This window comes from Brevibacillus sp. (assembly GCF_003521185.1).
In the GTDB taxonomy this organism is placed as follows: Bacteria; Bacillota; Bacilli; order Brevibacillales; family Brevibacillaceae; genus Brevibacillus; species Brevibacillus parabrevis.
Map to the genome: position 1 here is coordinate 1 of NZ_DOTK01000085.1, position 26169 is coordinate 26169.

22 protein-coding genes are annotated in these 26169 nt (G+C 54.7%); 7 read left to right on the forward strand and 15 right to left on the reverse strand.

The window, feature by feature from the left end; all coding sequences use genetic code 11:
• The first annotated feature begins 319 nt into the window (after positions 1-319).
• Positions 320-697, forward strand: coding sequence for a DUF3899 domain-containing protein (locus DEP07_RS25475; RefSeq protein WP_122963239.1), 378 nt, complete (start codon positions 320-322; stop codon positions 695-697).
• On the opposite strand, the gene DEP07_RS25480 is transcribed toward DEP07_RS25475, so the two are convergent.
• The 10 genes from DEP07_RS25480 to DEP07_RS25525 all read right to left on the reverse strand — a co-directional run bounded on the left by DEP07_RS25480 (position 675) and on the right by DEP07_RS25525 (position 13078).
• Positions 675-1301, reverse strand: coding sequence for a hypothetical protein (locus DEP07_RS25480; RefSeq protein ID WP_287103202.1), 627 nt, complete (start codon positions 1299-1301; stop codon positions 675-677). The genes DEP07_RS25475 and DEP07_RS25480 overlap by 23 nt on opposite strands.
• Positions 1302-1583: 282 nt before the next feature.
• Positions 1584-2534, reverse strand: coding sequence for an ABC transporter ATP-binding protein (locus tag DEP07_RS25485; RefSeq protein ID WP_122963238.1), 951 nt, complete (start codon positions 2532-2534; stop codon positions 1584-1586).
• Positions 2531-3559 (reverse strand): ABC transporter ATP-binding protein, encoded by a 1029-nt coding sequence (locus DEP07_RS25490; protein WP_122963237.1) that lies wholly within the window; start codon positions 3557-3559, stop codon positions 2531-2533. Before DEP07_RS25490 ends, DEP07_RS25485 begins: the two co-directional genes overlap by 4 nt.
• A 17-nt stretch (positions 3560-3576) precedes the next feature.
• On the reverse strand, positions 3577-4512 hold the full coding sequence (locus DEP07_RS25495; protein WP_167470244.1) for an ABC transporter permease: 936 nt from the start codon (positions 4510-4512) through the stop codon (positions 3577-3579).
• A 9-nt stretch (positions 4513-4521) separates the two neighbouring features.
• A complete protein-coding gene (locus DEP07_RS25500) occupies positions 4522-5454 on the reverse strand; it encodes an ABC transporter permease (RefSeq protein ID WP_063227133.1) in 933 nt (310 codons plus the stop codon).
• Between the two features lie 15 nt (positions 5455-5469).
• Complete coding sequence (gene pepV / locus DEP07_RS25505) at positions 5470-6906, reverse strand: dipeptidase PepV (protein ID WP_173599796.1); 1437 nt, start codon at positions 6904-6906, stop codon at positions 5470-5472.
• A complete protein-coding gene (locus DEP07_RS25510; RefSeq protein WP_122963234.1) occupies positions 6903-8978 on the reverse strand; it encodes a sigma-54 interaction domain-containing protein in 2076 nt (691 codons plus the stop codon). Before DEP07_RS25510 ends, pepV begins: the two co-directional genes overlap by 4 nt.
• A gap of 74 nt (positions 8979-9052) precedes the next feature.
• On the reverse strand, positions 9053-10723 hold the full coding sequence (locus DEP07_RS25515; protein WP_122963233.1) for a peptide ABC transporter substrate-binding protein: 1671 nt from the start codon (positions 10721-10723) through the stop codon (positions 9053-9055).
• Between the two features lie 69 nt (positions 10724-10792).
• Positions 10793-11818, reverse strand: coding sequence for an asparaginase (locus tag DEP07_RS25520; protein ID WP_122963232.1), 1026 nt, complete (start codon positions 11816-11818; stop codon positions 10793-10795).
• Between the two features lie 291 nt (positions 11819-12109).
• On the reverse strand, positions 12110-13078 hold the full coding sequence (locus DEP07_RS25525) for a GDP-mannose 4,6-dehydratase (protein WP_122963231.1): 969 nt from the start codon (positions 13076-13078) through the stop codon (positions 12110-12112).
• Between the two features lie 227 nt (positions 13079-13305).
• Between DEP07_RS25525 and DEP07_RS25530 the strand changes: the two genes are divergently transcribed.
• Positions 13306-15054 carry a phospho-sugar mutase gene (locus DEP07_RS25530; protein ID WP_173599795.1) on the forward strand — a complete coding sequence of 583 codons (1749 nt, stop codon included), beginning with the start codon at positions 13306-13308 and terminating at the stop codon, positions 15052-15054.
• On the opposite strand, the gene DEP07_RS25535 is transcribed toward DEP07_RS25530, so the two are convergent.
• Complete coding sequence (locus DEP07_RS25535; RefSeq protein WP_229049879.1) at positions 15051-15767, reverse strand: hypothetical protein; 717 nt, start codon at positions 15765-15767, stop codon at positions 15051-15053. The two genes, DEP07_RS25530 and DEP07_RS25535, sit on opposite strands and share 4 nt — an antisense overlap.
• 237 nt (positions 15768-16004) lie before the next feature.
• Between DEP07_RS25535 and DEP07_RS25540 the strand changes: the two genes are divergently transcribed.
• From DEP07_RS25540 to DEP07_RS25560, 5 genes are read left to right on the forward strand one after another with little or no spacing between them, the layout of a single operon-like run.
• Complete coding sequence (locus tag DEP07_RS25540) at positions 16005-16988, forward strand: GDP-mannose 4,6-dehydratase (RefSeq protein ID WP_173596264.1); 984 nt, start codon at positions 16005-16007, stop codon at positions 16986-16988.
• Positions 16988-18229, forward strand: coding sequence for a glycosyltransferase family 2 protein (locus DEP07_RS25545; protein ID WP_287103203.1), 1242 nt, complete (start codon positions 16988-16990; stop codon positions 18227-18229). Before DEP07_RS25540 ends, DEP07_RS25545 begins: the two co-directional genes overlap by 1 nt.
• A gap of 31 nt (positions 18230-18260) precedes the next feature.
• Entirely contained in the window at positions 18261-19217 is a 957-nt protein-coding gene (locus DEP07_RS25550; protein ID WP_122963226.1) for a GDP-L-fucose synthase family protein, read from the forward strand.
• On the forward strand, positions 19214-20320 hold the full coding sequence (locus DEP07_RS25555) for a glycosyltransferase family 4 protein (RefSeq protein WP_287103204.1): 1107 nt from the start codon (positions 19214-19216) through the stop codon (positions 20318-20320). Before DEP07_RS25550 ends, DEP07_RS25555 begins: the two co-directional genes overlap by 4 nt.
• 18 nt (positions 20321-20338) lie before the next feature.
• On the forward strand, positions 20339-21772 hold the full coding sequence (locus tag DEP07_RS25560; RefSeq protein ID WP_229049878.1) for an FkbM family methyltransferase: 1434 nt from the start codon (positions 20339-20341) through the stop codon (positions 21770-21772).
• A 104-nt stretch (positions 21773-21876) separates the two neighbouring features.
• Here DEP07_RS25560 and DEP07_RS25565 read toward each other — a convergent pair whose 3' ends face one another.
• Genes DEP07_RS25565 through DEP07_RS25580 form a run of 4 tightly spaced genes read right to left on the reverse strand, consistent with a single transcriptional unit; the run spans position 21877 to position 26017 of the window.
• Positions 21877-22776: an NAD-dependent epimerase/dehydratase family protein gene (locus DEP07_RS25565; RefSeq protein ID WP_173596261.1), complete on the reverse strand. Its 900-nt coding sequence runs from the start codon at positions 22774-22776 to the stop codon at positions 21877-21879.
• 6 nt (positions 22777-22782) lie between these two features.
• On the reverse strand, positions 22783-23550 hold the full coding sequence (gene rfbF, locus DEP07_RS25570) for a glucose-1-phosphate cytidylyltransferase (RefSeq protein ID WP_173596260.1): 768 nt from the start codon (positions 23548-23550) through the stop codon (positions 22783-22785).
• On the reverse strand, positions 23547-24650 hold the full coding sequence (rfbG, locus tag DEP07_RS25575; protein WP_287103207.1) for a CDP-glucose 4,6-dehydratase: 1104 nt from the start codon (positions 24648-24650) through the stop codon (positions 23547-23549). The genes rfbF and rfbG overlap by 4 nt, the downstream gene beginning before the upstream one ends.
• Complete coding sequence (locus DEP07_RS25580) at positions 24650-26017, reverse strand: sugar phosphate nucleotidyltransferase (RefSeq protein ID WP_287103205.1); 1368 nt, start codon at positions 26015-26017, stop codon at positions 24650-24652. The genes rfbG and DEP07_RS25580 overlap by 1 nt, the downstream gene beginning before the upstream one ends.
• Positions 26018-26169: the final 152 nt, after the last annotated feature.

Below are 26169 nucleotides of genomic sequence, written 5' to 3' on the forward strand. Positions count from 1 at the left end.
CTAGGTTTGGTTTGTTGGTTGCGGCTGTGTCATTTGCCCAATGAAAATGGTACCTCTCCCTCCTGTCAACAGTTTGCAAAGGTATGAAATTCACAACAAAAATAGTAAAATATTCCTGTTGCGTTCAGGCGAATTATATTAAATTTCAAAACATGGTTCAACAGGAATTTACTTGAAATTTGCACTTTCGACACCATTGGCAATTTTTCAACATTTGCGGTAAAGTCAAATGAACAGGATTTTCTCTGAAAATGTCGATTTGCACCTACTGCCGGCTTGGCTGGCAAAAGACTGACTCGAAAAAGGACGTGCTTCTACTGTGAACAATTGGTTTGCCATCATCCTGGTCCTAGCAATCACCTGTAGCCTCGTACTCGGGGTGACCTCCGAGACGCTTGCCTTGCTGCCTTATATCAATCAGAGCTTTCTGCTCGGGCTGATTTTGCTGATGGTCGGCTGTGCTGCCGTCGTTACCCGTTCCGGCTTCTTCACCGTTTTCATGCGCGGCTTCAAGCAGCTCAAAGGCTTCTTTTTCCGCAAGCCGCGCATGATGGAGAGCGATCTCGTGCAAGGAGACGATCCCGTTTTTGCGCAAAAAAAACAATCCGTCATCAAGGTGGCGACTTCCCTCTTTCTCGCCTCCGGGACCGGATTGATTGTGTTTTCGCTGGTGCTTACTTGTTTCTACTATTTATAAGCAACGATTTGCCGATGGCCAGGAATACATCGGATTCATAGATCGTCGGCAGCTGCTCTTGCGGCGAAATACTGTCAAAGCGTTCGCCTGCCGGCTTCAGCCAAGGAAAGCCCTCTGCTTCCTTCGCTTTGTAAAGCTGCTCGGGTGAATTGGGAATCAAGATGTGCTTGTCGCCTTCTTCCTCATAACTGCTATTCAAAAAGAGCAGGTACTCCCCTTGCTCCAGCTGTTGATACTCGGGGGCGACGAGACTGGCCATCTCGTGGATATCCCCTGGGGCGTATCCAATGATCCGGTAAACCTCAACCGTATCCCCAGCCTTGATATTTTGCTCGGTCTGGTTGTCGTACAGCTTTTCTACCTCGACGTCGTACACATGAAAAACGAGCTTGGCCAATTGCTCTTGTCTCGGTTCCTTGGAAATCTTTCCTTTGAGGATTACATTGGAAAAACCGACCAACTCGCTGGTGGAGTTGTACACTTTTGACAATGAATAACCGGAAGAATCCGCCAAAGATGCTTCCTGCCTTTTTATAAAAGCGAGTGTCAAGCCAAGCCCAACAGCCAGTAATACTAGAATGGCAGTCATCGTTCTCTTTTTCACCGTCGCACGCCCTTTCCGAACAACCTTTCCCCACACTCTCGCAAACACCTCATCCAAACCTCAACTCCTAATATATGTAAAAACACAACTGCTTGTAAATGACGAGACATCGCGGAAGGAAGGCTTGGACATTCACGGATTGCAAGGGATTGACCAAGGGATTAGGCAAAGGATCGCGCCAGAACCGGGCAGACTCGAACATCGCTCCTTTATCTATCACCTGCCGCCACCGCCATCTAACGCAAAAAGACGCCTGGAAAAAGGCGTCTTTTGTTTCCGTACCTATGCTTCTAGCAAATGACAGGCGACCCAGTGTCCTCGCTCTGCCTCCAGCCACTTCGGCTCTTCTTCGGCGCAGCGCGCAGTGGCGAGCGGGCAGCGCGTCCGGAAGCCGCAGCCGCTTGGCTTGTTCGCCGGGCTTGGCAAATCGCCCTGAAGCACGATTCGCTCGCGCTTGACAGTCGGGTCGGGAACAGGCACAGACGAGAGCAGTGCCTGCGTATACGGATGCAACGGACGGGCGTACAAATCATTGCTGGCAGCCAGCTCAACCATTTTGCCCAAGTACATCACGCCGATGCGATTGGAAATGTGTTTGACCATGGACAGGTCGTGGGCGATGAACAAATACGTAAGACCGCGATCGTGCTGCAAATCTTCCAGCAGATTGACGACCTGCGCCTGAATCGAGACGTCCAGGGCGGAAATCGGCTCGTCGGCAATGATGAATTGCGGTTCGACAGCGAGGGCGCGGGCGATGCCGATCCGCTGCCGCTGGCCTCCGCTGAACTCGTGCGGGAACCGCTGGGCGTGGTCTTTATGCAGACCGACCAGTTGCAACAGCTCGGCGACCCGCTCCCGGCGCGATCCTCTGCTGAGTCCGTGAATGTCCAAGCCTTCCGCGATGATGTCCTCTACCGTCATGCGCGGATTGAGGCTGGCCTGCGGGTCCTGGAAAATCATCTGGACATCCCGATTGAACTGGCCCACTTCTTTTCCGCGCAACTGGTGGACGTTCTTCCCTTTGAACAGCACCTCGCCAGCCGTATTCTCATACAGCCGGATAATCGTGCGGCCCAGCGTGGATTTGCCGCAGCCGCTCTCGCCTACCAGTCCGAGCGTCTCGCCTTTTTGAATCGTAAAAGTCACCCCATCCACAGCTTTCAGATCAAAACCGGGACCCATGGAGAAATGCTTTTTCAAATCGCGTACATCAACCAACGCTTCTGTCATACTCCCTGCCTCCCTGCTGCAACCAATTCATCGATGCGCGGCGCTCTTGGATCGTGCAGCCAGCAAGCCGCCTCGTGGCCCGCTCCGAAGTCGTTTTTGGCTGGCATTTGCTGATCGCATATTTCCATGGCAAAATCACAACGCGCCGCAAACGGGCAGCCTTTTGGCGGTTGGAACAAGTCCGGCGGCGTGCCGTCGATCGGTACGAGCCGCTGCTTCTCGCCCTCATCGAGACGAGGCAGCGAGCGCATCAATCCCCACGTGTACGGATGGCGCGGGTTGGCAAACACATCCTCGACCGTTCCTGTCTCGACAACCATGCCTGCATACATGACGACCATCCGATGGGCGATTTCCGCCACGACACCGAGGTCATGCGTAATGATGACGACGGACAGCTCCTGCTCTGCTTGCAGCCGCTTCAGCAAATCGAGAATTTGCGCCTGAATCGTTACATCCAGCGCTGTCGTCGGCTCATCGGCGATCACGAGCCGCGGCTGGCAGGCAAGGGCAATCGCGATGACGACGCGCTGGCGCATCCCGCCGCTGAACTGGTGGGGGTATTGATCGATCCGCTTTTCCGGGTCTGGTATGCCGACCAGCCGGAGCATCTCGATGGCACGCTGGCGCGCCTCTTCACGCGTCACTTTTTGACTGCGCACAAATCCTTCTACGATTTGCGTTCCGACCTTCATCGTCGGGTTGAGCGCGGTCATCGGGTCCTGGAACACCATCCCGATCTGCGTTCCGCGAATGCCGAGCAGCTCCTTTTTGGAAAGCCCGCTGATGTCCTGCCCGTCAAACACGATCTTTCCCCCGACGATTTTGCCAGGCGGGTTGGGGATCAGCCCCATGATCGCCTGCGCGGTGACGCTTTTGCCGCAGCCGCTCTCCCCTACGATCGCGACCGTCTCGCCCTTGTCCACGTGAAAGGAGACGCCGCGCACCGCTTGCACTTCGCCACCGTAGGTCTTGAAGTTGACACGCAGCTCGTCGATTGCTAACAAATGCTGATTTTTCGTCATTTTCTCCCTCTCCCCCATCAGTCGCGCAGGCGCGGGTCAAGCGCATCCTGCAAACCGTCTCCAAATACGTTAAAAGCGAACATCGTCAGCGAGATCATGAGCGCCGGGAAAAACAGCCGCCACCAGTCTCCGGTCAAAATAACGCCAAGAGCGTCGTTCGTCATCGTTCCCCAGCTCGCCACAGGCGCTTGCACGCCGAGTCCGAGAAAGCTCAGGAACGACTCGGCAAAAATCGCGGACGGAATCGTAAACGTCAAATTGACAATAATGACGCCGAATGTATTCGGGATCAGATGTTTGAGCAAAATCCGGTTGAATTTGGCTCCCAGCACTTGCGCAGCCAAAATGAACTCCTGGTTTTTCAACTGCAAAATTTGTCCGCGCACCAGCCGCGCCATGCCGACCCAGCCCGTAGCGGACAGCGCAATAATAATCGTCAATATGCCCGGCTCCATGACGACCATCAGCAAGATCACGACCAGCAAGTACGGCAAGCCGTACAGCACTTCAATCACGCGCATGATAATCGTATCGATCCGATCCCCCCGCTTGCCGCGCCCTGCCATGTAGCCAGCGATGCCGCCGACGGTTACGCCGATCACCAAATCGATGAGCGCCGCCACCACCCCGATGGTCAACGAGATTCTTGCGCCGTACCACGTTCTGGCAAACATGTCCCGGCCAAGCTCGTCAGTTCCAAACCAGTGCTCGGACGACACTTCCTGATTTTTCGTCAACAAGCTCTGATCCGAGTAACTGTAAGGCACGAGGTTCGGTCCGATAATCGCCATCGCGACCAGTGCCGTGATGATGAACAAACCGAGCATCGCCAGCTTGTTTTTTGCCAACTTGCGAATCACTTGCTGCCCATTGCTCAGGCTCGGCCGGGAAATGACGTTGGCCTGCCCTTTTTTGGACAGCGGCTGAAATAACGGGTCTACTCTATGTTCCATCGCCACAGGCTATCTCTCCTTGTTGGTCAGCTTGATTCTCGGGTCGATCAGCGTATACGCGATATCGATCAGGAAAATGGTCACGATCAAAATGGCGCTGTAAAAAATCGTCGTACCCAAAATAACGGGATAATCACGGTTGAAAATACCGTCCACGAAATATTTGCCGATGCCGGGAATCGCGAAAATTTTCTCGACGACAAACGTTCCCGTGATCAGCGAGGCGATCAATGGACCGAGAAACGTCACGACAGGCAAAATCGCGTTGCGAATGCCGTGGCGCAACACGACCAAAAACATCGGAATGCCTTTTGCCTCGGCCGTGCGAATGTAGTTTTGATTCATCACTTCAATCATGCTGGCCCGCATATACCGCGTGATGATGGCGACCGGACCGAAGGCGAGAGCGAGTGACGGCAGCACTGTGTGCATCCATGTACCCCACGTCGCCACCGGAAAAATCGACACCTTGATCGCAAAAAAGTTGATCAGCAACGGAGCCATAATGAAGCTCGGAATCGCTACCCCGAGAACGGCCAGCGCCATCGCGACATAGTCCAGCCATTTATTGCGGTTGAGCGCTGCCACGATACCAAACGTGATCCCGAACACCAGAGCGATCGCAATCGCTTGCGCCCCCAGCCAGGCGGACGCGCCGAAGCCGTCGGAAATCATGTCGTTGACGCCGCGCGAGTCTGATTTGATGGACGGGCCGAGGTCGAGCAGCAACAAATTTTTCAAGTAGAGCACGTACTGGACGGGCAGCGGTTGATCGAGGTTGTACTTGGCCCGCAAGTTGTTCAAAATTTGCTCCGGCAGCTGATCCGACTCGGAGGCGAACGGATTTCCCGGAATGGCATGCATCAAGGAAAAAGTCAGCGTCACGATGATCCACAGCGTGACGATCATCATCAAAACGCGTTTCACCAGGTAGTTTGACATGAAGTTCCTCCTCGTTTATTTGGCCAGCTCGTAGATGGCGTGGGCGTAAATCGCCATCGCCCGCAGCAGGTCGTCGATTTCCACATATTCGTCCACCAGGTGCGCCGTCGATTCCTTGCCTGGAAAAAGCGGCCCGTAAGCGACTCCGTACGGCATGATTTTGGCGTAGGTCGCACCGCCGGATGACAGCAGGGCAGTCGGCTCGCCCGTATGCTCCTCGTACACCTTGGACAACGTCTGAATGACAGGATGATCGGCCGGAACGTAATGCGACTTCGACGTGCGCAGACTGGCGATTGTCCAGCCCAGCTCCGCCACGCGCGCCCTCAGCTTTTCCACGTACTCCTCACAGGAAATCGTCGCAGGATAGCGGATGTTCAGCCGAACGCTTCCCCCGTCCGTTTCGCTGTAGCGCAAAATTCCCGCATTGACAGTCAGCTTGCCGGATACTTCGTCCTCGCAAGCCAGATGAAGCTCGTGCCCGTAATAATCTTCGTGAACAATATCTGACAAGAGCGAAAGAAACGAAGATGCGGAACCTTCAAACGATTGCTCCCGCAAAAAACAGGCAAGCATCGTTCCCGCATTCACGCCCTCGTGTGGAGCCATTCCGTGTGCGGGCTTGCCCGCCAGGGTGAATGCCAGCTTGTCTGAATCGACTTGCTCGATCCGCCCGCTCGTTCCCATTGCCTGCAAAAAGGCATCCCACTCGGCAGCGAGCTGCGCGAAGTCGAACTTCGCTTTCGCTTGTGCGCCCAGCTCGACAACCGCTTCCGCCTTGTCCGGCACACTGTTGCCCTGATCGCCGGAAACAAAGGAAAGCAACGTCCAGCCCCGGTCCGCATCCGCACTCCGCTGTGTCGGAGCGATCGTCAGCGTCGGGTTGATCTGGCCTTTTTCCGCATGAATCATCGGAAAAGCCGAATCTGGCGAAAAGCCGACAGGCGGCACCCGGTCATGCTCGGCAAAATGCTTCATGCACAGCCAGCCGCTTTCTTCATCAGTTCCGATGATCAAACGCACCTTTTTGGAGAGAGCAAGCCCGGAGTCTCTCACCAGTCTGAGCGCATAGTAGGCAGCAAGAGCCGGTCCCTTGTCGTCGAGCGCTCCTCTGGCATACATGCGCCCATCGCGAATCGTCGGCTCAAAAGGAGGCGTCGTCCAGCCTTCTCCGACCGTCACGACGTCGATGTGGACGAGCACCCCGATCTCTTCTTCGCCGTCGCCATACTCGATCGTTCCTGCGTAGCCGTCGAGGTTTTTCGTCGCAAACCCGTCCTGCTGTCCGCGCTCAAGCATCGCTTCCAGTGCGGCCGCGACACCTTGTCCGAACGGCTTGCCCTCCGTCGCAGTCGTCATGTCCTCGATACTGTTAATGGAAAGAAACGCCACCAGCTCGTCCACGAACGCTTCTTTTTGCAGGAGAGCTTGCTTCTTCCAATATTCGCTCATCTGTGTCCACCTGCTTTCCTCTGCGCAAGGAATCTCAGAAACGCTTCTCCCTTCGCAGAAATATGACTTCCTTGTCTGCCTTTTCCCACATGGATCAGTTCATCTTGCTGCATCAGTTTCAAACGGTAACGCAACTGCTGCGACGAAATCGCCACGTCGCGCTCGCCAAGCTGTTCCATCAAGGAGTAGCGACCGCCGCTCCCGGCTCCAAGCTCCTGCAAAATCGCGAAAACCTCCTCCAAAAAGCCTCGCTTGACGTATTCGCTTGCGATCGACTCAAACCGTTCTTCCTGCCCGTCTGATACAAGCGGCATTTCCGGTGCCTCGTTCCAAAACGGCAACTGATACACGTACGCCTCTTCCTCTGCGACGTGCGCCAAATACTCGATGACGTTTTCCAGCTCGCGGATATTCCCCGGCCAATCGTAGTTCATCAGCGCCTTCATCGCCTCGCTGGTCAAGGTAAAAGGCGGACGCCGCAAATCGAGCGAGTATTTTTTCACGAATTGCTGCGCGAGCCACGGGATGTCCTCCCGGCGTTTGCGAAGTGGCGGCAGGTGAATCGGCAAGATGTTCAGCCGATAGTACAGATCAGCGCGAAAAGAGCCTTCTGTCACCATCTTTTGCAAATCCTGATTGGTGGCAGCGACCACGCGGATGTCCGTCGGAATGACCTTGTTGCCCCCCACCCGCATGATTTGCCGCTCCTGCAACACCCGGAGCAGCCGATTTTGAATCGCGCCACTGGCGTCGCCAATCTCGTCGAGAAAAATCGTTCCTTTGTGGGCAAGCTCGAACCAGCCGATGTGGCCGCCTTTTCGCGCCCCTGTAAACGCCCCTTCCTCGTAACCAAAAAGCTCGCTCTCCAACAGCGATTCGGAGATAGCCGCGAAGTTGACGCCGACAAACGGCTCTCGCCTGCGCGGAGAGGCATTGTGGATAGCCTGGGCGAGCAATTCCTTCCCTGTTCCTGTCTCGCCTAACAAAAGCACCGTCGAATTGCTTCTGGCCATTTTCTTGGCAATCTGGATCACTTTTTGCACAGAAGGACTTTCTCCGTAGATATCATCAAAATGGTATTTGGCAACCAGCCCCTTGCTGTACAGGCGCATGCGGTAGTCGTGCTCCAGCTTTTCGATCTCCGCCGCCTTGCGGAACAACAGCAAGCTTCCGAGAAAGCTGCCCTCCATGACAATGTGCATCTTGCGGAAAAAGTAGGTTTTGTTCGCCCAATCTACCAAAACGTCCTCATTCTCTTCACACTGCCGGATCAACTCGTAAAAGTCCGGCGGAAGACAGTCGGCTGCACGCTCTCCGACCACTTGCCTGCCCTCCAGATGCAACGATTCGATTGCCTTTTGATTGACGAAGCGAATCCATTCCTTCTCATCAAACGCAATGATCGCATCCTCGATCCGGTTGACGATGGCTTCCAAGTATTTGCTCAAAAGGTGCGCGTGCTGAATCTCGTTGTTCAGCTCTTTCGTGACGTAAATCAACGATTGCATCGCTCTCGCCGTCACCTTTTGGAAATTTCCACTGCCAAAATGCGAGTAGATCGCCATCCAGGTCGATAAATCAATGACGCGGTAACCGATGTCGACTACTTTGCGAATGCCGGGCGGAACATGTTCAGGCTCGCCAGGCGTAACTGCAATTTCAATATCGGACGGATAGTCCGCTCCGGGATAGTACGGATACAACTCAAAATCCATGCTGGACGCCCGCAGCAAATCCACGTTTTCCTCTGCGGTTTCTTTGGTATCGCTTACCAAAAGCACTTTGACGCCTTTCGGAATCTCCAGCATGCCGCGCAAATTGTGATACGGCAGCATCCGCTTGGCAACGAGAATGCTCGCATCGCCAGGCAAATACGGCTCGACAAGCGAGACGATGCTTTTCGTGGACAAAACCACCAGCGCCCCCGGCGTAATCGGTCGAAACGGAAGCTGGTCCACTCGGATCGCTTCCACGTGAATGTCTTCAGATATCCCCAGTTCGTGGCATTGACTGACCACGGATTGCAAAAATTCGTCCATTCTCGCGATGAACGTAATTGTTTTTTTCGGCATGGACACTCGCTCCAGATGTAGTGTGAAGACAAGAGCACAAAGCTGCCCTTGCGCTCTTGTCTTCGTCTATTCTACTATTTCTTCCCGATCTCTACCCATTTGTAGTCGAGAGTTCCGACCGGATGGCGAATGATGCCCTTGATGTTTGGCTGATCCATGAACACTTTGGTGCTGAAGTAGATCGGCACCAGCGGCATGTCTTCCATAAAGATTTTTTCTGCATCGTGCATCAGCTTGAAGCGCTCGGTTTCGTTTGCGGTGTTGCGAATTTTTTCGACCAGCGCGTCGTACTCTTTGTTGCTGTAATTGATGCGGTTGCCCGGGTGATCGGTGACGAACAGCTCCAGATAGTTGACCGGATCGCCGTAGTCAGCCGGGATGGTGGAACGGGAGAATTGCAGCTTGCGGCCGCGCTGTTCTTCCAGGAACACTTTCCATTCCTTGTTCTCCAGCTTCACGTCTACCCCGAGGTTTTTCTTGTACATCTCTTGCAAAACTTGCGCGATCGCTTTGTGGGCGTCACTTGTGTTGTACGTCATGGTTACAGGCGGCAAGGTTGTCCAGCCTTCCTCTTCCATTCCTTTTTTCAGCAAAGCTTTTGCCTGCTCGATGTCGTTGTCTTTGATGAAGTCTCCGCCCTTCTCGCGGAAGTCGCCGCCTTCCGGTTCCGGGAAGCCGAATGGCACGTGCGCCAGTGCAGGAGCCTGCTTGCCTTGTACCACGTTGTCGATCAGCGTTTGGCGGTCGATCGCCAGCGCAAACGCTTTGCGGATGTTGGCGTTCGTAAACGGAGGCATCTGCGTGTTCATCCGGTAGTAGTAAATCGCCGCTTCGGATTCGACTTTGGCCTCTCCGGAGTCGATCAGCTTTTTCTTCAAGTCGTTCGGTACGGTCTGGATCATGTCCAGTTGTGCGGTGGAGTACATTTGATACTGTGTATTTTCGTCGTTGACCATCACCCAGTCGATTCCGGCAAATTTGACGGAGTCGCGATCCCAGTAGCCATCGTTTTTCACGAGTTTGACAGATTGGTCATGCACCCAGTCTTCCATTTTGAAAGGACCGTTTGTGACGATGCTCGACGCATTTTCTGCCCACTTCGGATTGCTTTCCACCACTTTTTTATTCACGGGGAAGAACGTAGGCTGCGTGATGATGTGCAGGAAAAAGCCTGCTGGCGCCTTGAGATGTACTTCCAGCGTCTTTTCATCGACCGCTTTTACCTTCACGCCGTCTGCGGTGCCGGTTCCTTTGTTGAACTCCTCTGCTCCCTCGATGTAGTAGGCGAGGAAAGCGGACGGGAACGCGTTGTTCGGATCGACGATGCGCTTGAAAGCAAATTCAAAGTCTTGCGCCGTTACCGGATCGCCATTGGACCACTTGCTGTCGCGCAGCGTAAAGGTGTACGTTTTTCCATCCTCGCTCACCGACCATTTTTCCGCCATGGCAGGCTGCGGCTTGTGGTCTTTGTCGAGACGGGCCAAACCTTCCATCGTCGCATTGAGCACCTCATTGGACGTGCTGTCAAAGCCTTTTGGCGGATCGAGGGACGGTGGCTCGGTCTTCAGGTTGAGCTTCAGTCTTGCTGCCGGATCTGCTTGTCCACCAGAGTCGCCTGCTGGCTGTCCGGCTGGTGTTCCCTCGCCTTGCTTCGTCGGAGCAGCCGACTGGCTACATCCTGTCACGGCCAAAACCGCGACCAGGGCGGCAGTGCTGAGCAGCTTCCATCCTTTGTGCAACTTCATTTTTTTGTGACCCCCTTCTTCTTTTGAAAAAATCTTTATAGATAAACGGCAACGAAAGGTAGCTGCCGCTTATACCCCCAGTGACACGCTCGTTTGCGTCAGCAAAAACGGCGTTTCGATCCGGCCTACGACGCTATTGCTCATGTTGGTGATCGGCGGGTTTGTGTATTGTGCCAACACTTCCAGCGGGCCGTCTGTACCGATCCCGAGTTGGCGCAGCACCTCGTTTACGACCGGATTGATGGCGCGTGGCCCGCCGTCCTCGATCTTCACTGCGATACCCAGCCCTGTTTTTCTGTCACCCAGACAGTAGACAGACTCAGCGCCCGCCTTGCCCACGATGCGCCCGGCAAAAGCATTCATCAGATCGGTGCAGTAGCGATTTTCGCCCCCGACCATTTCCGGATGAGCCGTCATCGCTTCTGTAATTCTCTCTACCGCTTTGCGGCGCTCCGGCTTCGCGATCACTTCCGGGCGAACGAGCTTGGCAAAAGCCCAGGCGAAGTTCGCGAGCGGCAGTTGATGAACAGGCACTCCGCAACCGTCTGTTCCCAGGTTGATCTTCTCTTTTGGATAGCCTGTAATGTCTTCCACGACATCGAGAATCCGCTGCTGCACCGGATGCTCTGGCAGGTGATAGGTGGCGACCTCTTCTCCCATGTACGTCGCGGTTGCAATCATGCCCGAATGCTTACCGGAGCAGTTGGAAAATACGGGTGTAAGCGGTTTCCCCTGACGGATCAGCTCTTTGTAGCTCTCCTCGTGACGCGGCACGTGCGTCCCGCATTGCAAGGTCGCTTCCGGTTGACCCGCACGTTCCAGCATCGAGAGCGCGCGCGTGCGATGGCGCGGCTCCCCGCTATGGGAGGCGCAGCAAAGCGACAGATCGGCAGGCTCAAATCCGTAATGATCAGCGGCGCCTGTCTCCACGACCGGAATCGCCTGCAACGGCTTCATGCTTGAACGGGCATAGGTCATTCGGTGTGGATCTCCGAATGCATACAGCAAAGTTCCGGAAGCATCCACAACGGCGATATGACCAAGGTGCGAGCTTTCCACCTGTTCTCCCCGGTATACGTTAGCAACTACATTCATAGCAAAGTCTCCTTTTGACGCGATAGTTGAAATGTTTGTACTTTTCTCAAAAGCAAGTTGCGTGCCAACCACTGGCAAGGCAGGGTTAAAACCGAATTTTCTGCAAGTTTATCGCTGTAGCGAGTGAAAAAGCGGGGAGCAGCAGAGGGTAACTGGTTGTTATACAAGGCTTAATAGGTTGTTTTTAATCATTAATAGGTTAACTCGTTTTTGCCCAAACAAAAAAACACCCCTTTTCTTTTGCGCTTCCAGAAATAGGGTGTCACTAATGATTTTCTCGCTGCTGTTTCGCTACTCTTTTGCCACGCGCTGCATATCGGCTTCCACCATCATATGAATCAGCTCGACCAGCTTTGTTTTCGGCGTCCAGCCCAGCTCCCGCTTCGCCTTTTCCGGATTTCCCAGCAAGACGTCCACTTCTGCGGGGCGGTACAGCTTCGGATCAATCAGCAAGTAATCCTGATAATTCAAGCCGACGTAGTCAAAGGCGATTTTGCACATGTCCTCGACGGTTGACGTTTTTCCGGTCGCAATGACAAAGTCATCCGGCTTCTCCTGCTGGAGCATGAGCCACATCGCCTCCACGAAGTCGCCTGCGAAGCCCCAGTCCCGTTTGGCCGCAATGTTGCCGAGCCGCAGCTCTTTTTGTTTGTTCGCGGCAATTCTCGCCACAGCGTCGGTTACTTTTCGGGTGACAAATTCAAGCCCGCGCAACGGCGATTCATGGTTGAACAAAATGCCGTTGCAGCTGTACATCTGGAAGCTTTCCCGGTAGTTTTTCGTCATCCAGTAGCCGAACAGCTTGGATACCGCATACGGACTGCGCGGATAAAACGGGGTTTGCTCCGATTGCTGCGGCTCCTGGATCAATCCGTACAGCTCGCTTGAGGAAGCTTGATACATTTTGATCGCGGGATTCGTCTCGCGAATGGCCTCCAGCACATGCAAAACACCCATCCCGGTCGATTGCGCCGTCAAGACGGGCTGCTCCCACGATGAGCCGACAAAGCTTTGCGCCGCCAAATGATACAGCTCATCCGGCTTCACGCTTTTGAGCGCCCTGGTCAAAGACGACAAATCCAAAATATCGCCGTCCTTGTACTCGATTTCATCGGCAATGCCCAAATACTCCAGCCGCCAGCGATCCACAGTGCTGCGGCGCGGCACAAGTCCTGCCACGCGATAGCCTTTGTCCAGCAAAAACTTCGCCAAATACGCACCGTCCTGCCCGGTTATTCCTGTAAGGAAAGCTGTTTTCATGCGTCACCTCTCCCCTGGCCTGATCCAATCCCAATCGTTAAAAGCATATGCCACCCTGCGCGCATTCGTTCAAAAACAGGGCTGGACGCTTGAAGCAACTTCGTTTTTCGCATGTGCCTCCGCCCTGTCTCTTGCGAATGATCTTTTGCTCCTCCCTCACTTCCCGCCCTTTTCCTTAATACGCTAAGAAAGAGGCAAGACTTTTTTGACGGGAAGTGAGGTTTGGCATGCAGATGGATTGGCACAAGCATTATACGCGCTGGAAGCAATACACAGACCTGGACCCGCAGCTTCAGCGCCACCTGGAGCAACTGGAAGGCGACGAGCAAAAACTGGAAGACTGCTTTTACAAGCCGATTGCCTTCGGTACAGGTGGCATGCGCGGGGTCATGGAGCCGGGGATCAACCGGATTAACCTTTATACGATTCGCAAAGTTGCCGCAGGGCTGGCCCTGCATTTGCTGGAGCAACATTCGGATGCGGCCCAGCTTGCGGTCGTCATCGCCTACGACTCGCGCAACGATTCGTACACCTTTGCACTGGAAACGGCAAAAGTTCTCGGTTATTACGGCGTTTCCGCATGTTTGTTCGAGAATTTGTGTCCGACGCCGCTCTTGTCTTTTGCCGTTCGGCATCTGGGAGCTGCCGCAGGCGTCGTCATCACGGCGAGCCACAACCCGCCGGAGTACAACGGCTTCAAAATATACGGGTCAGACGGAGGACAAATTCCGCCGCAAGCCGCCGACCGGATTTTTGCCCAGATGGAACAAGCCGGGGATGAGCTGCAAATCGGAACGCGTGAAGTGAATGAGCTGTTGGACAGCGGTCTGTTGCGAATGTTGGGCGACGAAGTATTTACCGCTTATATGGCCTGCCAAAAACAGCTTCGCTCCCCTGCCGCTTCCGCCATCGTCGCTGCCCACCAGCCGCGCATCGTCTTTTCTCCGCTGCACGGCACGACGCTTGTACCGATTGCGCAAGGACTGCAATCGCTAGGCTTTGAGCAGGTAAAGGTCGTTCAGGAGCAGGCGGAACCAGATCCTTTGTTTTCTACCGTCTCCACCCCCAATCCGGAAGAGCCGGAAAGCTTTCGATTTGCCTTGAAGCACGCTCGCAAAAAAGGCGCCGACTTGATCATCTGTACAGACCCGGATGGAGACAGGCTCGGGGTAGCCATCAGGACGGGCCCTAACCAGCATGTCATCTTGAACGGAAATCAGGCGGGCGTCTTGCTTTTGGACTATATTTTGACGCAAGAAAAGCTTGCCGGAACGCTCCCGGCCCACGCTGCCGTCGTGAAAACGATCGTCACCTCGGAAATGGTTCGCGCGATCGCCGCTGACTACGGTGTGGCTACAATCGACACCTTGACCGGATTCAAGTACATCGGGGAAAAAATCGAGGAATTTGCGCAAAGCGGAGCGCATCACTTTTTGTTTGGACTGGAAGAAAGCTGCGGGTATTTGCGCGGTGATTTCGTCCGGGACAAAGACGCCGTCCAGGCCGCTTTTTTGCTGGCGGACGCCTGCGCGTTCCAGCTGTCGCAAGGCTCAAGCCTCCACCAGCGTTTGCAGGAGCTGTACACCAAGCACGGCACTTTCCGGGAAGAGCTGATCTCGATTACGTATCCGGGAAAAGACGGCATGCAAACCATGACAGCGATCCTCGCTGCCTTGCGCGACAGGCCGCTGACAACTGTCGCGGGCGATGCGGTGACCTCCATCGAGGATTACTTGACTGGCGAACGTCGGCTGCAAGCGACAAACGAGTCACAGCCTTTGGCGCTGCCAGCAAGCGATGTCTTGAAGTTCATCATGGGCGACCATGCCTGGTTTTGCATCCGTCCATCCGGTACGGAACCGAAGATGAAGCTGTATTTTGGGGTCAAGGACGTCTCAGAAAGTGCAGCCTTGACTGCCCTTGCCAACATGAAAAAAGCGGTGCTCGACTATTTGCAGCAGCTGTTGCCCGCCTAGATTTCCAGGTAGGGGCCATTTCCACGCGGGTGGCCCCCGCCATCAGGGCCGTAGCTTGGCGGATGGTACGCCTCTTGTGGAGTTCGCTCCGCAAAGCGTGCCAGACCCAACAGCTCCCGGCGGACAAAGAAGGCGTTGACTCCACATGAATCGGTGCCGATCAGCGCATAGCCGAGCTTTTTCCCAAGTTCGGCAAGCGATGTCAGGCTCGCTCCGAAATAGGTTGTTCCGTTCCATGTAAAGGAAGGATCGTACGCTACGACCATCTTTTGCGGCGGCGGAAAAGAAGCGTTGTATTCGATGATCACCACTCGCGGCTTGTAGGCAGCCAGCGCTTGCCAGACCCAATAGTCGATCCCGTCCAGATCGATCGAGAGCAAATCAAACTGTGCCGGAACGCGAAATTGGGCAAACAACGAGGCGATATTTTCTCTGGTAATGAACGCCTGATGGGTGGCAACCTGAGGGAGCGCGGCATAGGTCTGCTGCAAATAGATGTATTTGAGCGGGTGTCCCTCGATCAACACTCCCGACCATTGGTGCGCGTACGCCAGGTTTCGAGACAGGCACTCCACGCCTCCCTCGACTCCAAATTCAACAAAAAATCGATTCGTTGTCCCGATCCGCGCAAACAACTCCTCGATCATGCCATCTTCACCATTTTGCGAGAAAACACGCTTTTCATAGAGATTGATGGAGTCCATTCGGTTCATCGCCCCTCCTTCTTTCGTTCTCTTTTCTCCATCGTATTTGCCGTGTGCGCGAAAGGCGTAGTCATCTGCTCCCCCTTGGCGAGAAAAAGGCGTGCCGCACTTTCCCTGTACATAAAAAGACATTCGCCGTGCCAGTATCCGCATGTTCTTACTATATATAAAGCAACTGCTTTCTTTTTTTGGAAACGGTTTTGCCTGCTGCTGCAAAAAAACATCACGAGCAAGGGGGGAAGCCTCTTGAAAGTTTTGATTACAGGCATTACCGGGTTTGCCGGCAGCCATTTGGCAGAATATCTGCTCTCGCGCGGCGATGTCGAAATCTATGGAACTTACCGGGCTCTCAGCCGAATGGACCATATCGCCCACATCGCGGATCAGCTTCATCTCGTGGAATGCGAACTACAAGACCCCGCAGCCGTCGCCCAAATGATTGCTCGAATCAAGCCGGCACATATTTACCATCTCGCTGCCCAAAGCTTTGTCCCCGCTTCGTGGACTTCGCCCGCCGACACGATGATGAACAATATCGTCAGCCAGCTGCACATTTTCGAAGCGGTCCGGGCAGCTGATATTCCGTGCAAAATACAGGTGGCATGCTCCAGCGAGGAATACGGCCTCGTCTACCCTGACGAACTGCCAGTGCGGGAGACAAACCCGCTGCGGCCGCAGAGTCCTTATGCCGTGAGCAAAATCGCCCAAGATTTTCTCGGCTACCAGTATTATCAAAGCTACGGACTTTCCATTGTTCGCACGCGTACTTTTAACCATACAGGGCCGCGGCGGGGAGAGCGCTTTGCCACCTCCAATTTCGCCAAACAAATTGCCCAAATCGAGCTTGGCTTGCAGCCTCCGCACGTCCATGTCGGAAACTTGCAAGCGCGACGTGACTTTACAGATGTGCGCGATGTCGTCAAAGCGTATTGGCTCGCGCTGGAGCGGGGAGTGCCCGGGAGCGTCTACAACATCTCTTCGGGGAACACGCGAACGATCGAAGAAGTATTGCATACCCTCCTGTCCTTCACTTCCGCGCCTGTGCAGATTCTCGTCGATCCCAAGCGGCTGCGCCCCTCCGACGTAGCGGTACTGCTCGGCGACGCCAGCGCTTTTTGCACGCAAACGGGCTGGCAGCCGGAAATTCCTTTTCACCAGACGATGCACGACTTACTTCAATATTGGCGAGACACTTTGCAAGCACAAGCCGGGGAAAAGGAGGGCAGTTGATGGGATCGCAGAACTTGCCGCTAGTCAGTATCATTACGCCTTCCTTCAATCAGGCCGCCTTTATCAGGCAAACGATCGAGAGTGTGCGCAGCCAGGACTATCCGAACATCGAACACATCGTCGTCGACGGCGGTTCCACAGACGGGACTTTGGAGATTTTGCAGGAATACGCCCATGAAAAACAGCGCTTCCGCTTCGTTTCCGAGCCTGACCGGGGCCAGTCGCACGCCATCAACAAAGGCTTGGCACTGGCAAAAGGCCAGATCATCGGCTGGCTGAACTCGGATGACAAGTATTTGAATGGCGCTGTCGGCAAAGCCATCTATGCGCTGCAAACCAACCCGCAATGGTCGATGGTGTACGGGAACGCCCTGCACATCAACGCCGAGGACAAGATTACCAGCGTCTACCCGACAAAGCCGTTTTCCCGCCAGGCCCTGTTTCTGTTTTGCATCATTTGCCAACCGACTGCCTTCATCCGCAAAGAAGTCTTTCAAGCTGTCGGCGGTGTGGACGAAAACTTGCACTATTGCATGGACTACGACTTGTGGATGCGCCTGTCCAAAACGCACCAGGTCGGCTACATTCACGATTTTCTCGCTGCCTCCCGCCTGCATGCAGCCTGCAAGTCCGTCGCGCTGGAGGTCGATCTCGGACTGCCGGAAATATTGCTGGCCAGCGTCCGGCACTTCGGCACCGTCGCCAATCACTGGCTGTATCATTTTCTCACGCACTATCCGAACAAAGGCGTGTTCTGGTATCTCGATCTGTTCAAAAGTCATCGGGTCTTCGGAAATACTCCCCTGCTCGTGGACAGCAATCGCCATGCTTCCTTCTGGGTCCCGCCGCGCTACCGGATGCATCTGTACGTCGATCCGGCCCAGCCGATGCATGCTCTGGTCATCAAAGGCATCAATACGTTATTCAACCAGCCTGTTCACGTCCACGTCATGGTCGATCAAGTGCCGACCGCTCATCACGTCATTCCGGCCGGTCACTTTGAAACGAGCATCGTATTCCCAGTTACTACGCCGAATGCCGTCGTCGAGCTGGTGTGCAGCAGGCAGCAAATTTTGCCGGAAACAGAAATGGCGGCAAGCATCGGCACGGTCAGCTTCCAAGTGCAAAATGCGATGCCGCTCTCTGCCCAGGAATACCAGTTTTACTTGGAATACAAAAAAAATCCTCGGGATGTCGCCAACTGGTTGTTGAAAAACAGGCAGCCAGTCCCTTCGCTGTGACCACATTCGCGTAAAGGAAGGTGTTGCTTTCATGAATCTGTCGGACAAACGAATCGTCGTTACCGGCGGAGCAGGTTTCCTGGGAAAGCATGTGCTCAGCCAGCTGCAAGCCCAGCAATGCCAGCATGTGTTCGTCCCGAGAAGCCGCGACTTTGATCTGCGCAAAGAAAACGACATCGTCTTGATGCTGCATACTTACGCACCGGACATCATTATCCACCTCGCCGCCGTCGTAGGGGGCATCGGCGCCAATCAGAAAAATCCCGGCAAATTTTTTTACGACAACCTGATCATGGGCACGCAGTTGATCGAGCAAGCGAGACTGTTTGGCGTGAAAAAGTTTGTCGCCATCGGAACGATTTGCTCTTATCCCAAGTTCGCACCCGTCCCTTTTCTGGAAGAAGACCTGTGGAACGGCTACCCGGAAGAGACGAACGCTCCGTACGGTTTGGCGAAAAAAATGATGCTGGTGCAGTCTCAGGCGTATCGTGAGCAGTACGGCTTCAATTCGATTTTCTTGCTGCCCGTCAACCTGTACGGCCCTCACGACAACTTCGATCTCGAATCTTCCCACGTCATCCCGGCGATCATCCGCAAATGCCTGGAGGCCAAAGCCGCCAAACAGGACGAGATCGTTCTCTGGGGCACCGGGAACGTCACCCGCGAATTTATTTATGTACAGGACGCTGCCCGCGCCATTGTGCTGGCGACCGAGAAATACGATTCCTCCGATCCGGTCAATATCGGCTCCGGTGAAGAAATGACCATTGCCGAGCTGGCCAGTACGATTCAAAAGCTGTGCGGGTACGAAGGACGGATTGTCTGGGACGCCAGCAAGCCTGACGGACAGCCGCGCCGCAAGCTGGCAACAGACAAAGCGAGGGACGCTTTTGGCTTTACGGCAACCACTCCGCTTCTCGCAGGCTTGCAGCAAACGATTGACTGGTATCGCCAGCACAGACGCGATGACGAGGTGAAGGCTCCGTGAAAATCGGTGTAAATCTGCTCGCCTGTATCCCTGGAAAAATCGGCGGCATGGAACAGTACGTGCGGAATTTGCTGGCGTACTCGATTCAAAACAAGGACAACGACCAATGGTTCCTGTTTTTGACCAAGACGAATTACCACACCTTTCCCAACCATCCGAAAATCCAAAAAGTGATGATGCACGAGCACATAGACGCGCACAAGCAGTTCCACGCCTGGATTCGCGCGCTTGCGCTCGATCTGTGGTTCTGCCCGCTCCTGGTGCTGAATCCGATCGATGCCCCCATCCCGAGCGTGATCAACATCCCGGACATTCAGCATGAATTTTACCCGCAGTTTTTTGATGAGAACTCGCTGCAATGGCGCAAGGCGACCTACCAATCGTCCGCGCTGAAGACAAACGCCGTCTTGACGTTGTCCGAGTATTCCCGGGAGAGCATCATTACCAAGTTCGGGATTCCGAAGCATCGCGTACATGCGATCCATCTCGATTCTGCCCATGAATTTACGCTCCCGTACAACGAATCCGTCAATCAGCGGGTGCGGCAAAAGTATCGGCTGCCCGCTCATTACGGCTATTATCCTGCGAATACGTGGTGGCACAAAAATCACGTTTCGCTCTTGCAGGCGCTCGCTTATTTGCGCGATGCACACCAGTTGAAAATTCATATGGTGTTCACCGGAGCCCCCCAGGAAGCACACAACCAGGTTCTGGCGACGATCCGTGAGCACCAGTTGTCCGATCAAATTACGTGGCTGGACTACATTCCGCAGGAAGAGATGCCGTATTTGTTTCGCAACGCCAACTTTCTCTGCTTCCCGTCCCTGTTCGAAGGCTTCGGGATTCCGCTGGTGGAAGCGATGCGAACCGAGCTGCCGATCATTTGCTCCAACAACGGCAGCATCCCGGAAATCGTCGGAGATGCTGCGCTTACTTTCGATCCGATTTCTCCGGAAGACATCGCCCGCAAAATGGTCGAGGTGCAAAACCAGTCTGTGCGCTCGGACCTCATCGCCAAAGGATTGCGGCAAGCGGCACAGTTTTCCTGGTCCAAATGCGCCAGGGAAACGCTCGCGGTTCTGCATCAGGTCGCAGGAAAATAACCGAAAGAGGAAAGGAGCATGCTCATGTCACGCATGGACGAAATCAGGCGGGTTTGGCAACAGGAGTTGCGCATTCCGTTTCCGCTCACCGCTCAGGAAGCGTGGGATTTTTGGCTGCTGGAATCGCCGCCTTACGAGGTGAAAACGACAGCTGTCGCCCAATACGGAAAAAAGCACCAAATCAACACGCTGATTGAAACCGGCACGTATCGCGGTTACATGGTGGATGCCCAGAAGGCTGTTTTTCAACGAATTTATTCGATCGAGCTTGACCTTGCACTGTACACGGCAGCCAAAACGCATTTCGCCGCCGACGCCCATGTATCCATCTTGCACGGCGACAGCGGCACAGTGCTTCCCCAACTGCTCGCATCGATTGACGAACCTTGCCTGTTCTGGCTGGACGGACACTACATCCCGCTGTCAACCGAGTCTGCAAAAGGCAATCTCGATACGCCGATTTTGGCCGAACTGGCCGCCATCTTGTCCCATCCCGTGCCGAATCACGTCATCCTGATTGACGACGCCCGCTGCTTCATCGGCTCCAATCCGCTGTTAAAAGACTATCCGACCATCGCCGAGCTGAAACAGTACGTGGCTACCCTGCGGCCCGATCTGCACTTCGAAGTGAAGGACGACATCATCCGCATTCATCCGCCGATTGCCCACGATCCGAAAAAGACGGTCACCTTCCGTCTGCCTTTTGACGAAAAATCGTTTTTGGTCCACGGCAGCAGTTCAGACCAGAGCGTCCTGTACTACATCGAAATGGCAAACGGCCTCTACGAGGAGTACGTGCTTAACGTGCTGAAGCGGGTCGTGAAGCCAGATTCCATCTGTCTCGACATCGGGGCGAACCTCGGAACGATTTCGCTTGCGCTCAGTCATCTCGCACCGCAGGGCAAGGTGTACGCGTTTGAGCCATCTTCCGTCAACCTCGCCTTTTTGCATCAGACTTTGCAGGATAATGGGATCGGCAATGTAGAGCCTGTTCCGCTCGGCGTATTCGACCGCAACGGCATCATCGAGTTTTGCGAGGTCGATCGCGGCGGCGGCTGGTCGTTCATCGCCAGCGAAGCGACTTCTGCTGCTACCAACACGATTTCGTGCACGCGTCTGGACGACTGGGTCGCTGCTCATAACCTGTCCCGGATCGACTTGATCAAGCTCGACGTGGAAGGCTCGGAGATTCAGGTGCTGCAAGGCGGGCAGGAAACATTCAAAGCCTTCGATCCCGATCTGGTGATCGAATTTAATCCCGACAACCTGCGCGGCTATTTCGGCAAGGACCCCAACGAGCTGTTCCTGCGGCTGTTCGCGCTGTACAAAAAAATCTACTTGATTAAACGGGAAGGCGGGCTGCTCCCGATCCACTCCTATCCCCAACTGTTGGAGGCCATCAGGCCGTTTCACGGCGATTTGTTTTGCACGAACAAAACGGCTCTGCTGTAATCCACGCCAGCCTCGTCATCCGCAACAAAAAAATGCCCGGCTGCGCCGTCCCGAACGAAGGGAACGCAGCCGGGCTGTTTTGTTGTTCGTTCGCTGTTTTTTTGTTAATCCGCGGCTTCCTTTTGCAAGATCAGCTTCAATCCTTGCTCCAGGGAAACGCGCGCTTGCCAGCCGAGTGCGCCGAGTTTGCCCGTATCGGCTTGCGAGCACATCAGCTCCCCCTCTCGCTGGGCGAATGCTCCGAATTGCAGCACCGCCGTCGAGCGAGTCAGCGAATGAATTTTTTCGACCAATTCACGTACCGCCGTCGCTTTGCCCGTTCCCACCTGAAACTCGGCGTATTCGGCTGGCAAGGACGACTTTTCCCGCAGCAAAAGCAAGTACGCTGCCACGACATCCTCTACATATACAAAGTCGCGCTTCTGCTCCCCGGAAGTGAGCGCGAGCTGTGCCCCATCCCGAAGACACTGGCTGATTACGTACGGGATGAATTTGTCAGACTGGTCGAACGGCCCGTATACGTGCTCCAGCCGCATGTTGGCAAACGTCAGCCCGTACTTTTTGGCTATGTACGCCCCCCATTCCGCAAACTGCTTTTTCGTCAGGTGATAGCCTGCCAAATGCGGCGCTCCTTGTGCAAGGGAATCGCGGGAAAACGTATCCGTATTCACAAACAGCCTGGTGCCCTGCTCACAACAAAGCTGGAGGAGCCGAAGCGGGAACAAGACGTTGGCTTCCAGCAGTCCCACGTCTGACTCCCCTCTCCGGCCGTAAGCGGTTGCGGCATGAATGACGGCATCAAAAGGCCCTTGCTCGGCAAAGAGCCGGTACACGCTCGCTTCCTCATCTGCATCGTACGCGATCATCTCGCTGGCGATGTCCGCAAGCCTTGCGCAATCGGACGAGCTGCGTTTGACGATGACCAGCCGATGCGAAGCTTGCACCAATGCCCGCGCCAGATGGCTGCCGAGAAATCCGGTCGCTCCCGTAAGCAAAATGTTCATGCTCTGCTACCTCCACTCCGCCTTTCCGCTTTTCCACAGCGACTCCAGGTAATTTTTGTCGCGCATCGTGTCCATCGGCTGCCAGAACCCGCTGTGCCGATAGGCTGCGAGCTTGCCGCTTTGCGCCAGTCGTTCCAGCGGCGCTTGCTCAAAAACAGTCGCATCATCGCCCAGATAGGAAAACACCTCTGGCTGCAACACGAAAAATCCGGCATTGATCCAGCCGCCATCGCCGCTCGGCTTTTCCTGGAAGCCTTTCACCTGACCGTCTGCTTCCAGATCGAGCGCGCCAAACCTTCCTGGCGGCTGCACGGCCGTAATCGTCGCCAGCTTGCCGTGTGACTGATGGAACGCAACGAGAGCGGCAATATCGATATTTCCCACCCCGTCTCCATACGTAAGCATGAACGGCTCCTCGCCGACGAATGGCTGGATTCGCTTGATCCTGCCGCCTGTCATCGTATCCTTGCCCGTATCGATCAGCGTCACCTTCCACGGGTCCTGGCAGCGATTGTGCAAAATCATCTCGTTCCCGCGGCGAAAGTCAAACGTGACATCCGACTGGTGCAAAAAGTAGTGGGCGAAATATTCCTTGATCATGTAGCCTTTGTAGCCGAGGCAAATAATGAAATCGTTGTACCCGTACTTGGAGTAGATGGACATGATATGGCAAATGATCGGCTTTTCCCCGATCTCAATCAGGGGCTTCGGCCTAAGCTGCGATTCTTCTCCGATCCGCGTTCCGTATCCGCCAGCCAAGATAACGACTTTCATGAAGCCCCCTCCTTTCCGTATTGATCGATGTGCGCAAAACAGACTTGCCGCATGTCGGCTTGTTGCTGGTAGGCTCTTGTCCACTCCACGATGCGATCCAATGCCTGCTCGATCGTCCAGTGCGGACGCCAGCCCAGCTTTTCCCGCGCTTGCGAGCTGTCGAGTCTGAGGTACGTCGTCTCGTGAAAAGAAGCTCGCTCGTCAACCTCGTAAGTCGCCTGCTTCCCCCATTTTTGGCACAGACACGCAGCCAGCCATTCCACGCTTTTGGCGTCGTTGGCATCCGGCCCGAAATTCCAGCTACACGAGTAGCGTGGACTATCCCCATACAACTTTTGCGCCAGCAGCAAATACCCGTGCAGCGACTCCAAAACGTGCTGCCAAGGGCGAACCGCTTGCGGATGGCGAAGCTGCATCGGCTGGTCGTCGAGCAAACTCCGCAGCAGATCAGGAATCAACCGCCCGCCTGTGAAATCGCCGCCACCGATGACGTTGCCTGCGCGTGCTGTTGCAAGTCCGATCGGAGGCAAGTCTTGGGCCTGCCCGTCCTGCTGAAAAAAAGCGGCGCGGTAACAGGCGGTCACCATTTCTGCGCACGCCTTGCTATTGGAGTACGGATCGTGCCCGCCCAGCGTGTCCACCTCCCGATACCCCCAGGGCCACTCCTTGTTTTCGTAGCATTTGTCTGTCGTGACATTGACCAGCGCGCGGATGGGAATACCTGCATTTCTCGCCAGGCGAACGGCTTCCAGCAAATAAACCGTTCCCATGACGTTCGTCTCATAAGTGGCGACAGGTTCCTGATAGGACAGGCCAACCAGAGGCTGTGCCGCCATATGGATGACGATATCCGGTTTTGCTTGCAAAAGCGCCGTTTGCAGCTGCTGACTGTCGCGAATGTCGCCTGACACGGAGTCGATCAAGGAATCGATGCGGCACAGCTCAAACAGGCTGGGATGGGTCGGCGGAGCCAGCGCATATCCGGTCACCTGCGCCCCCAAACGATGCAGCAACAGGCACATCCACGAGCCTTTGAAGCCCGTATGTCCTGTCAGGAACACTCTTTTTCCTTGCCAAAAGGCAGCGTCTGGTCGCATCATCATTCACTGACCATTTCCACGATGTCATTCCAGTCCATGCCCAGCCGGACGATGTCCTCTTCGACCAGCTTGCTGCCCATCTGCACCTCGATAATGTCGAGGTCGCTGATCGCTTTGATCGCATGCTTGGCTCCGACAGGAATTTCCACCACATCGCCAGGCTTGACGATCATCAAGCGATCATTCAGGACAAACTCCCCTTCTCCCTCCACTATCATCCACACCTCGCTGCGAAAGTGGTGGTATTGATAGCTCAAATTTTTTCCGGCATGGAGGTGGAGCTGCTTGGTCAACACCTCGACCTTTTCATTCATTTTCTGAAACTGCAAGACGTGGTACCAGCCCCAGCGCCGCTCCTCGAACATCGGCCGCTGCGACCAATCGCTTGCAATATCCTTGACCTTGTGGCTTTTGTCCTTCGCTGCGACCAGGATGCCATCCGGGCTGGCGGCGACGACGAGGTCGGATACGCCAATTGCGACGATCGGCAAATCCAGTTCATTAATGACGTGCGTATTCGTGCTTTCCTCCAGATGCACACGCCCCACTGAGCTGTCGCTCATTTCCTCGGTCAGCGTGTTCCATGTGCCAAGGTCCTTCCAATCGCCTGCGTACGGCACAACGACGACATGCTTGGCTTTTTCGACAACCTCGTAATCAAAACTGATTTTCGGCAATGCCGTATAGCGCGCAACCAGCTGATCGTAGTCCGTCGGCAGTTGTTTCTTTTGCAGCTCTTGCAGCATATAGCCCAGGCGAAACGCAAATACGCCGCAATTCCACAGGGCGCCTTGCGCAATCAACTGGGAAGCTGTTTCCACAGAAGGCTTTTCTGTAAAGCGCGCGACCTGCAAAAAGCTGCCAGACTCGTTGTCGGCTTGCACCAGAATGACGTATCCATACTTGGTGGAAGGGTACGTCGGCTTGACTCCCATCAAGGCGAGGTCGGCCCCTGACTGCTGTATGACCGTTTCCAGTCCTTTCAACTTTTGAAAAAAGTGATCCTCCACAAAAGAGTCGACAGGCATCACAGTCACGACCTCGTCTGGCCCCAGTTGTTTGACGCTGTGCAAATAACTGGCGATCAGCGCGATGGCGGGAAACGTATCCCTTTTTTGCGGCTCCAGAATCAGCGGCACATCCGGTCCCAGCTGGCTGTATATGAGATCTACCTGCGATTGACTCGTTGAGATATAAGCCATGTCCTCAAACTGATTGGCAGCAAGCTGCCTCCATACCCGCTGAACCATGGATTCCGGTTCGCTTTCCCCATTGCGAATCAGCTTCAAAAACTGCTTGGAGCGAACATCGTTGGAGAGCGGCCACAGTCTTTTGCCCGAACCGCCCGATAGCAACACCAGTTTCATCCAGGCCACCTCTGTCCGTTAAACTTCATGCATGAATCATCATATGAAAAGTTGGTAGAGGGTGACTGTTTGGTACGCGAAAATGGTCGATTCTCCCGCCTTTTTGGAAAACCGGCAATCACTAGCCTAGTAGACAAATACCCCGACGCGAT

Coding starts and splice junctions, on each gene's coding strand:
- DEP07_RS25485 (WP_122963238.1), bottom strand. CDS start 2,534: ATGACAGAAGCGTTGGTTGATGTACGCGATTTGAAAAAGCATTTCTCC.
- DEP07_RS25490 (WP_122963237.1), bottom strand. CDS start 3,559: ATGACGAAAAATCAGCATTTGTTAGCAATCGACGAGCTGCGTGTCAAC.
- DEP07_RS25495 (WP_167470244.1), bottom strand. CDS start 4,512: ATGGAACATAGAGTAGACCCGTTATTTCAGCCGCTGTCCAAAAAAGGG.
- DEP07_RS25500 (WP_063227133.1), bottom strand. CDS start 5,454: ATGTCAAACTACCTGGTGAAACGCGTTTTGATGATGATCGTCACGCTG.
- pepV (WP_173599796.1), bottom strand. CDS start 6,906: ATGAGCGAATATTGGAAGAAGCAAGCTCTCCTGCAAAAAGAAGCGTTC.
- DEP07_RS25510 (WP_122963234.1), bottom strand. CDS start 8,978: ATGCCGAAAAAAACAATTACGTTCATCGCGAGAATGGACGAATTTTTG.
- DEP07_RS25515 (WP_122963233.1), bottom strand. CDS start 10,723: ATGAAGTTGCACAAAGGATGGAAGCTGCTCAGCACTGCCGCCCTGGTC.
- DEP07_RS25520 (WP_122963232.1), bottom strand. CDS start 11,818: ATGAATGTAGTTGCTAACGTATACCGGGGAGAACAGGTGGAAAGCTCG.
- DEP07_RS25525 (WP_122963231.1), bottom strand. CDS start 13,078: ATGAAAACAGCTTTCCTTACAGGAATAACCGGGCAGGACGGTGCGTAT.
- DEP07_RS25530 (WP_173599795.1), top strand. CDS start 13,306: ATGCAGATGGATTGGCACAAGCATTATACGCGCTGGAAGCAATACACA.
- DEP07_RS25535 (WP_229049879.1), bottom strand. CDS start 15,767: ATGAACCGAATGGACTCCATCAATCTCTATGAAAAGCGTGTTTTCTCG.
- DEP07_RS25545 (WP_287103203.1), top strand. CDS start 16,988: ATGGGATCGCAGAACTTGCCGCTAGTCAGTATCATTACGCCTTCCTTC.
- DEP07_RS25550 (WP_122963226.1), top strand. CDS start 18,261: ATGAATCTGTCGGACAAACGAATCGTCGTTACCGGCGGAGCAGGTTTC.
- DEP07_RS25560 (WP_229049878.1), top strand. CDS start 20,339: ATGCTCATGTCACGCATGGACGAAATCAGGCGGGTTTGGCAACAGGAG.
- DEP07_RS25565 (WP_173596261.1), bottom strand. CDS start 22,776: ATGAACATTTTGCTTACGGGAGCGACCGGATTTCTCGGCAGCCATCTG.
- rfbF (WP_173596260.1), bottom strand. CDS start 23,550: ATGAAAGTCGTTATCTTGGCTGGCGGATACGGAACGCGGATCGGAGAA.
- rfbG (WP_287103207.1), bottom strand. CDS start 24,650: ATGATGCGACCAGACGCTGCCTTTTGGCAAGGAAAAAGAGTGTTCCTG.
- DEP07_RS25580 (WP_287103205.1), bottom strand. CDS start 26,017: ATGAAACTGGTGTTGCTATCGGGCGGTTCGGGCAAAAGACTGTGGCCG.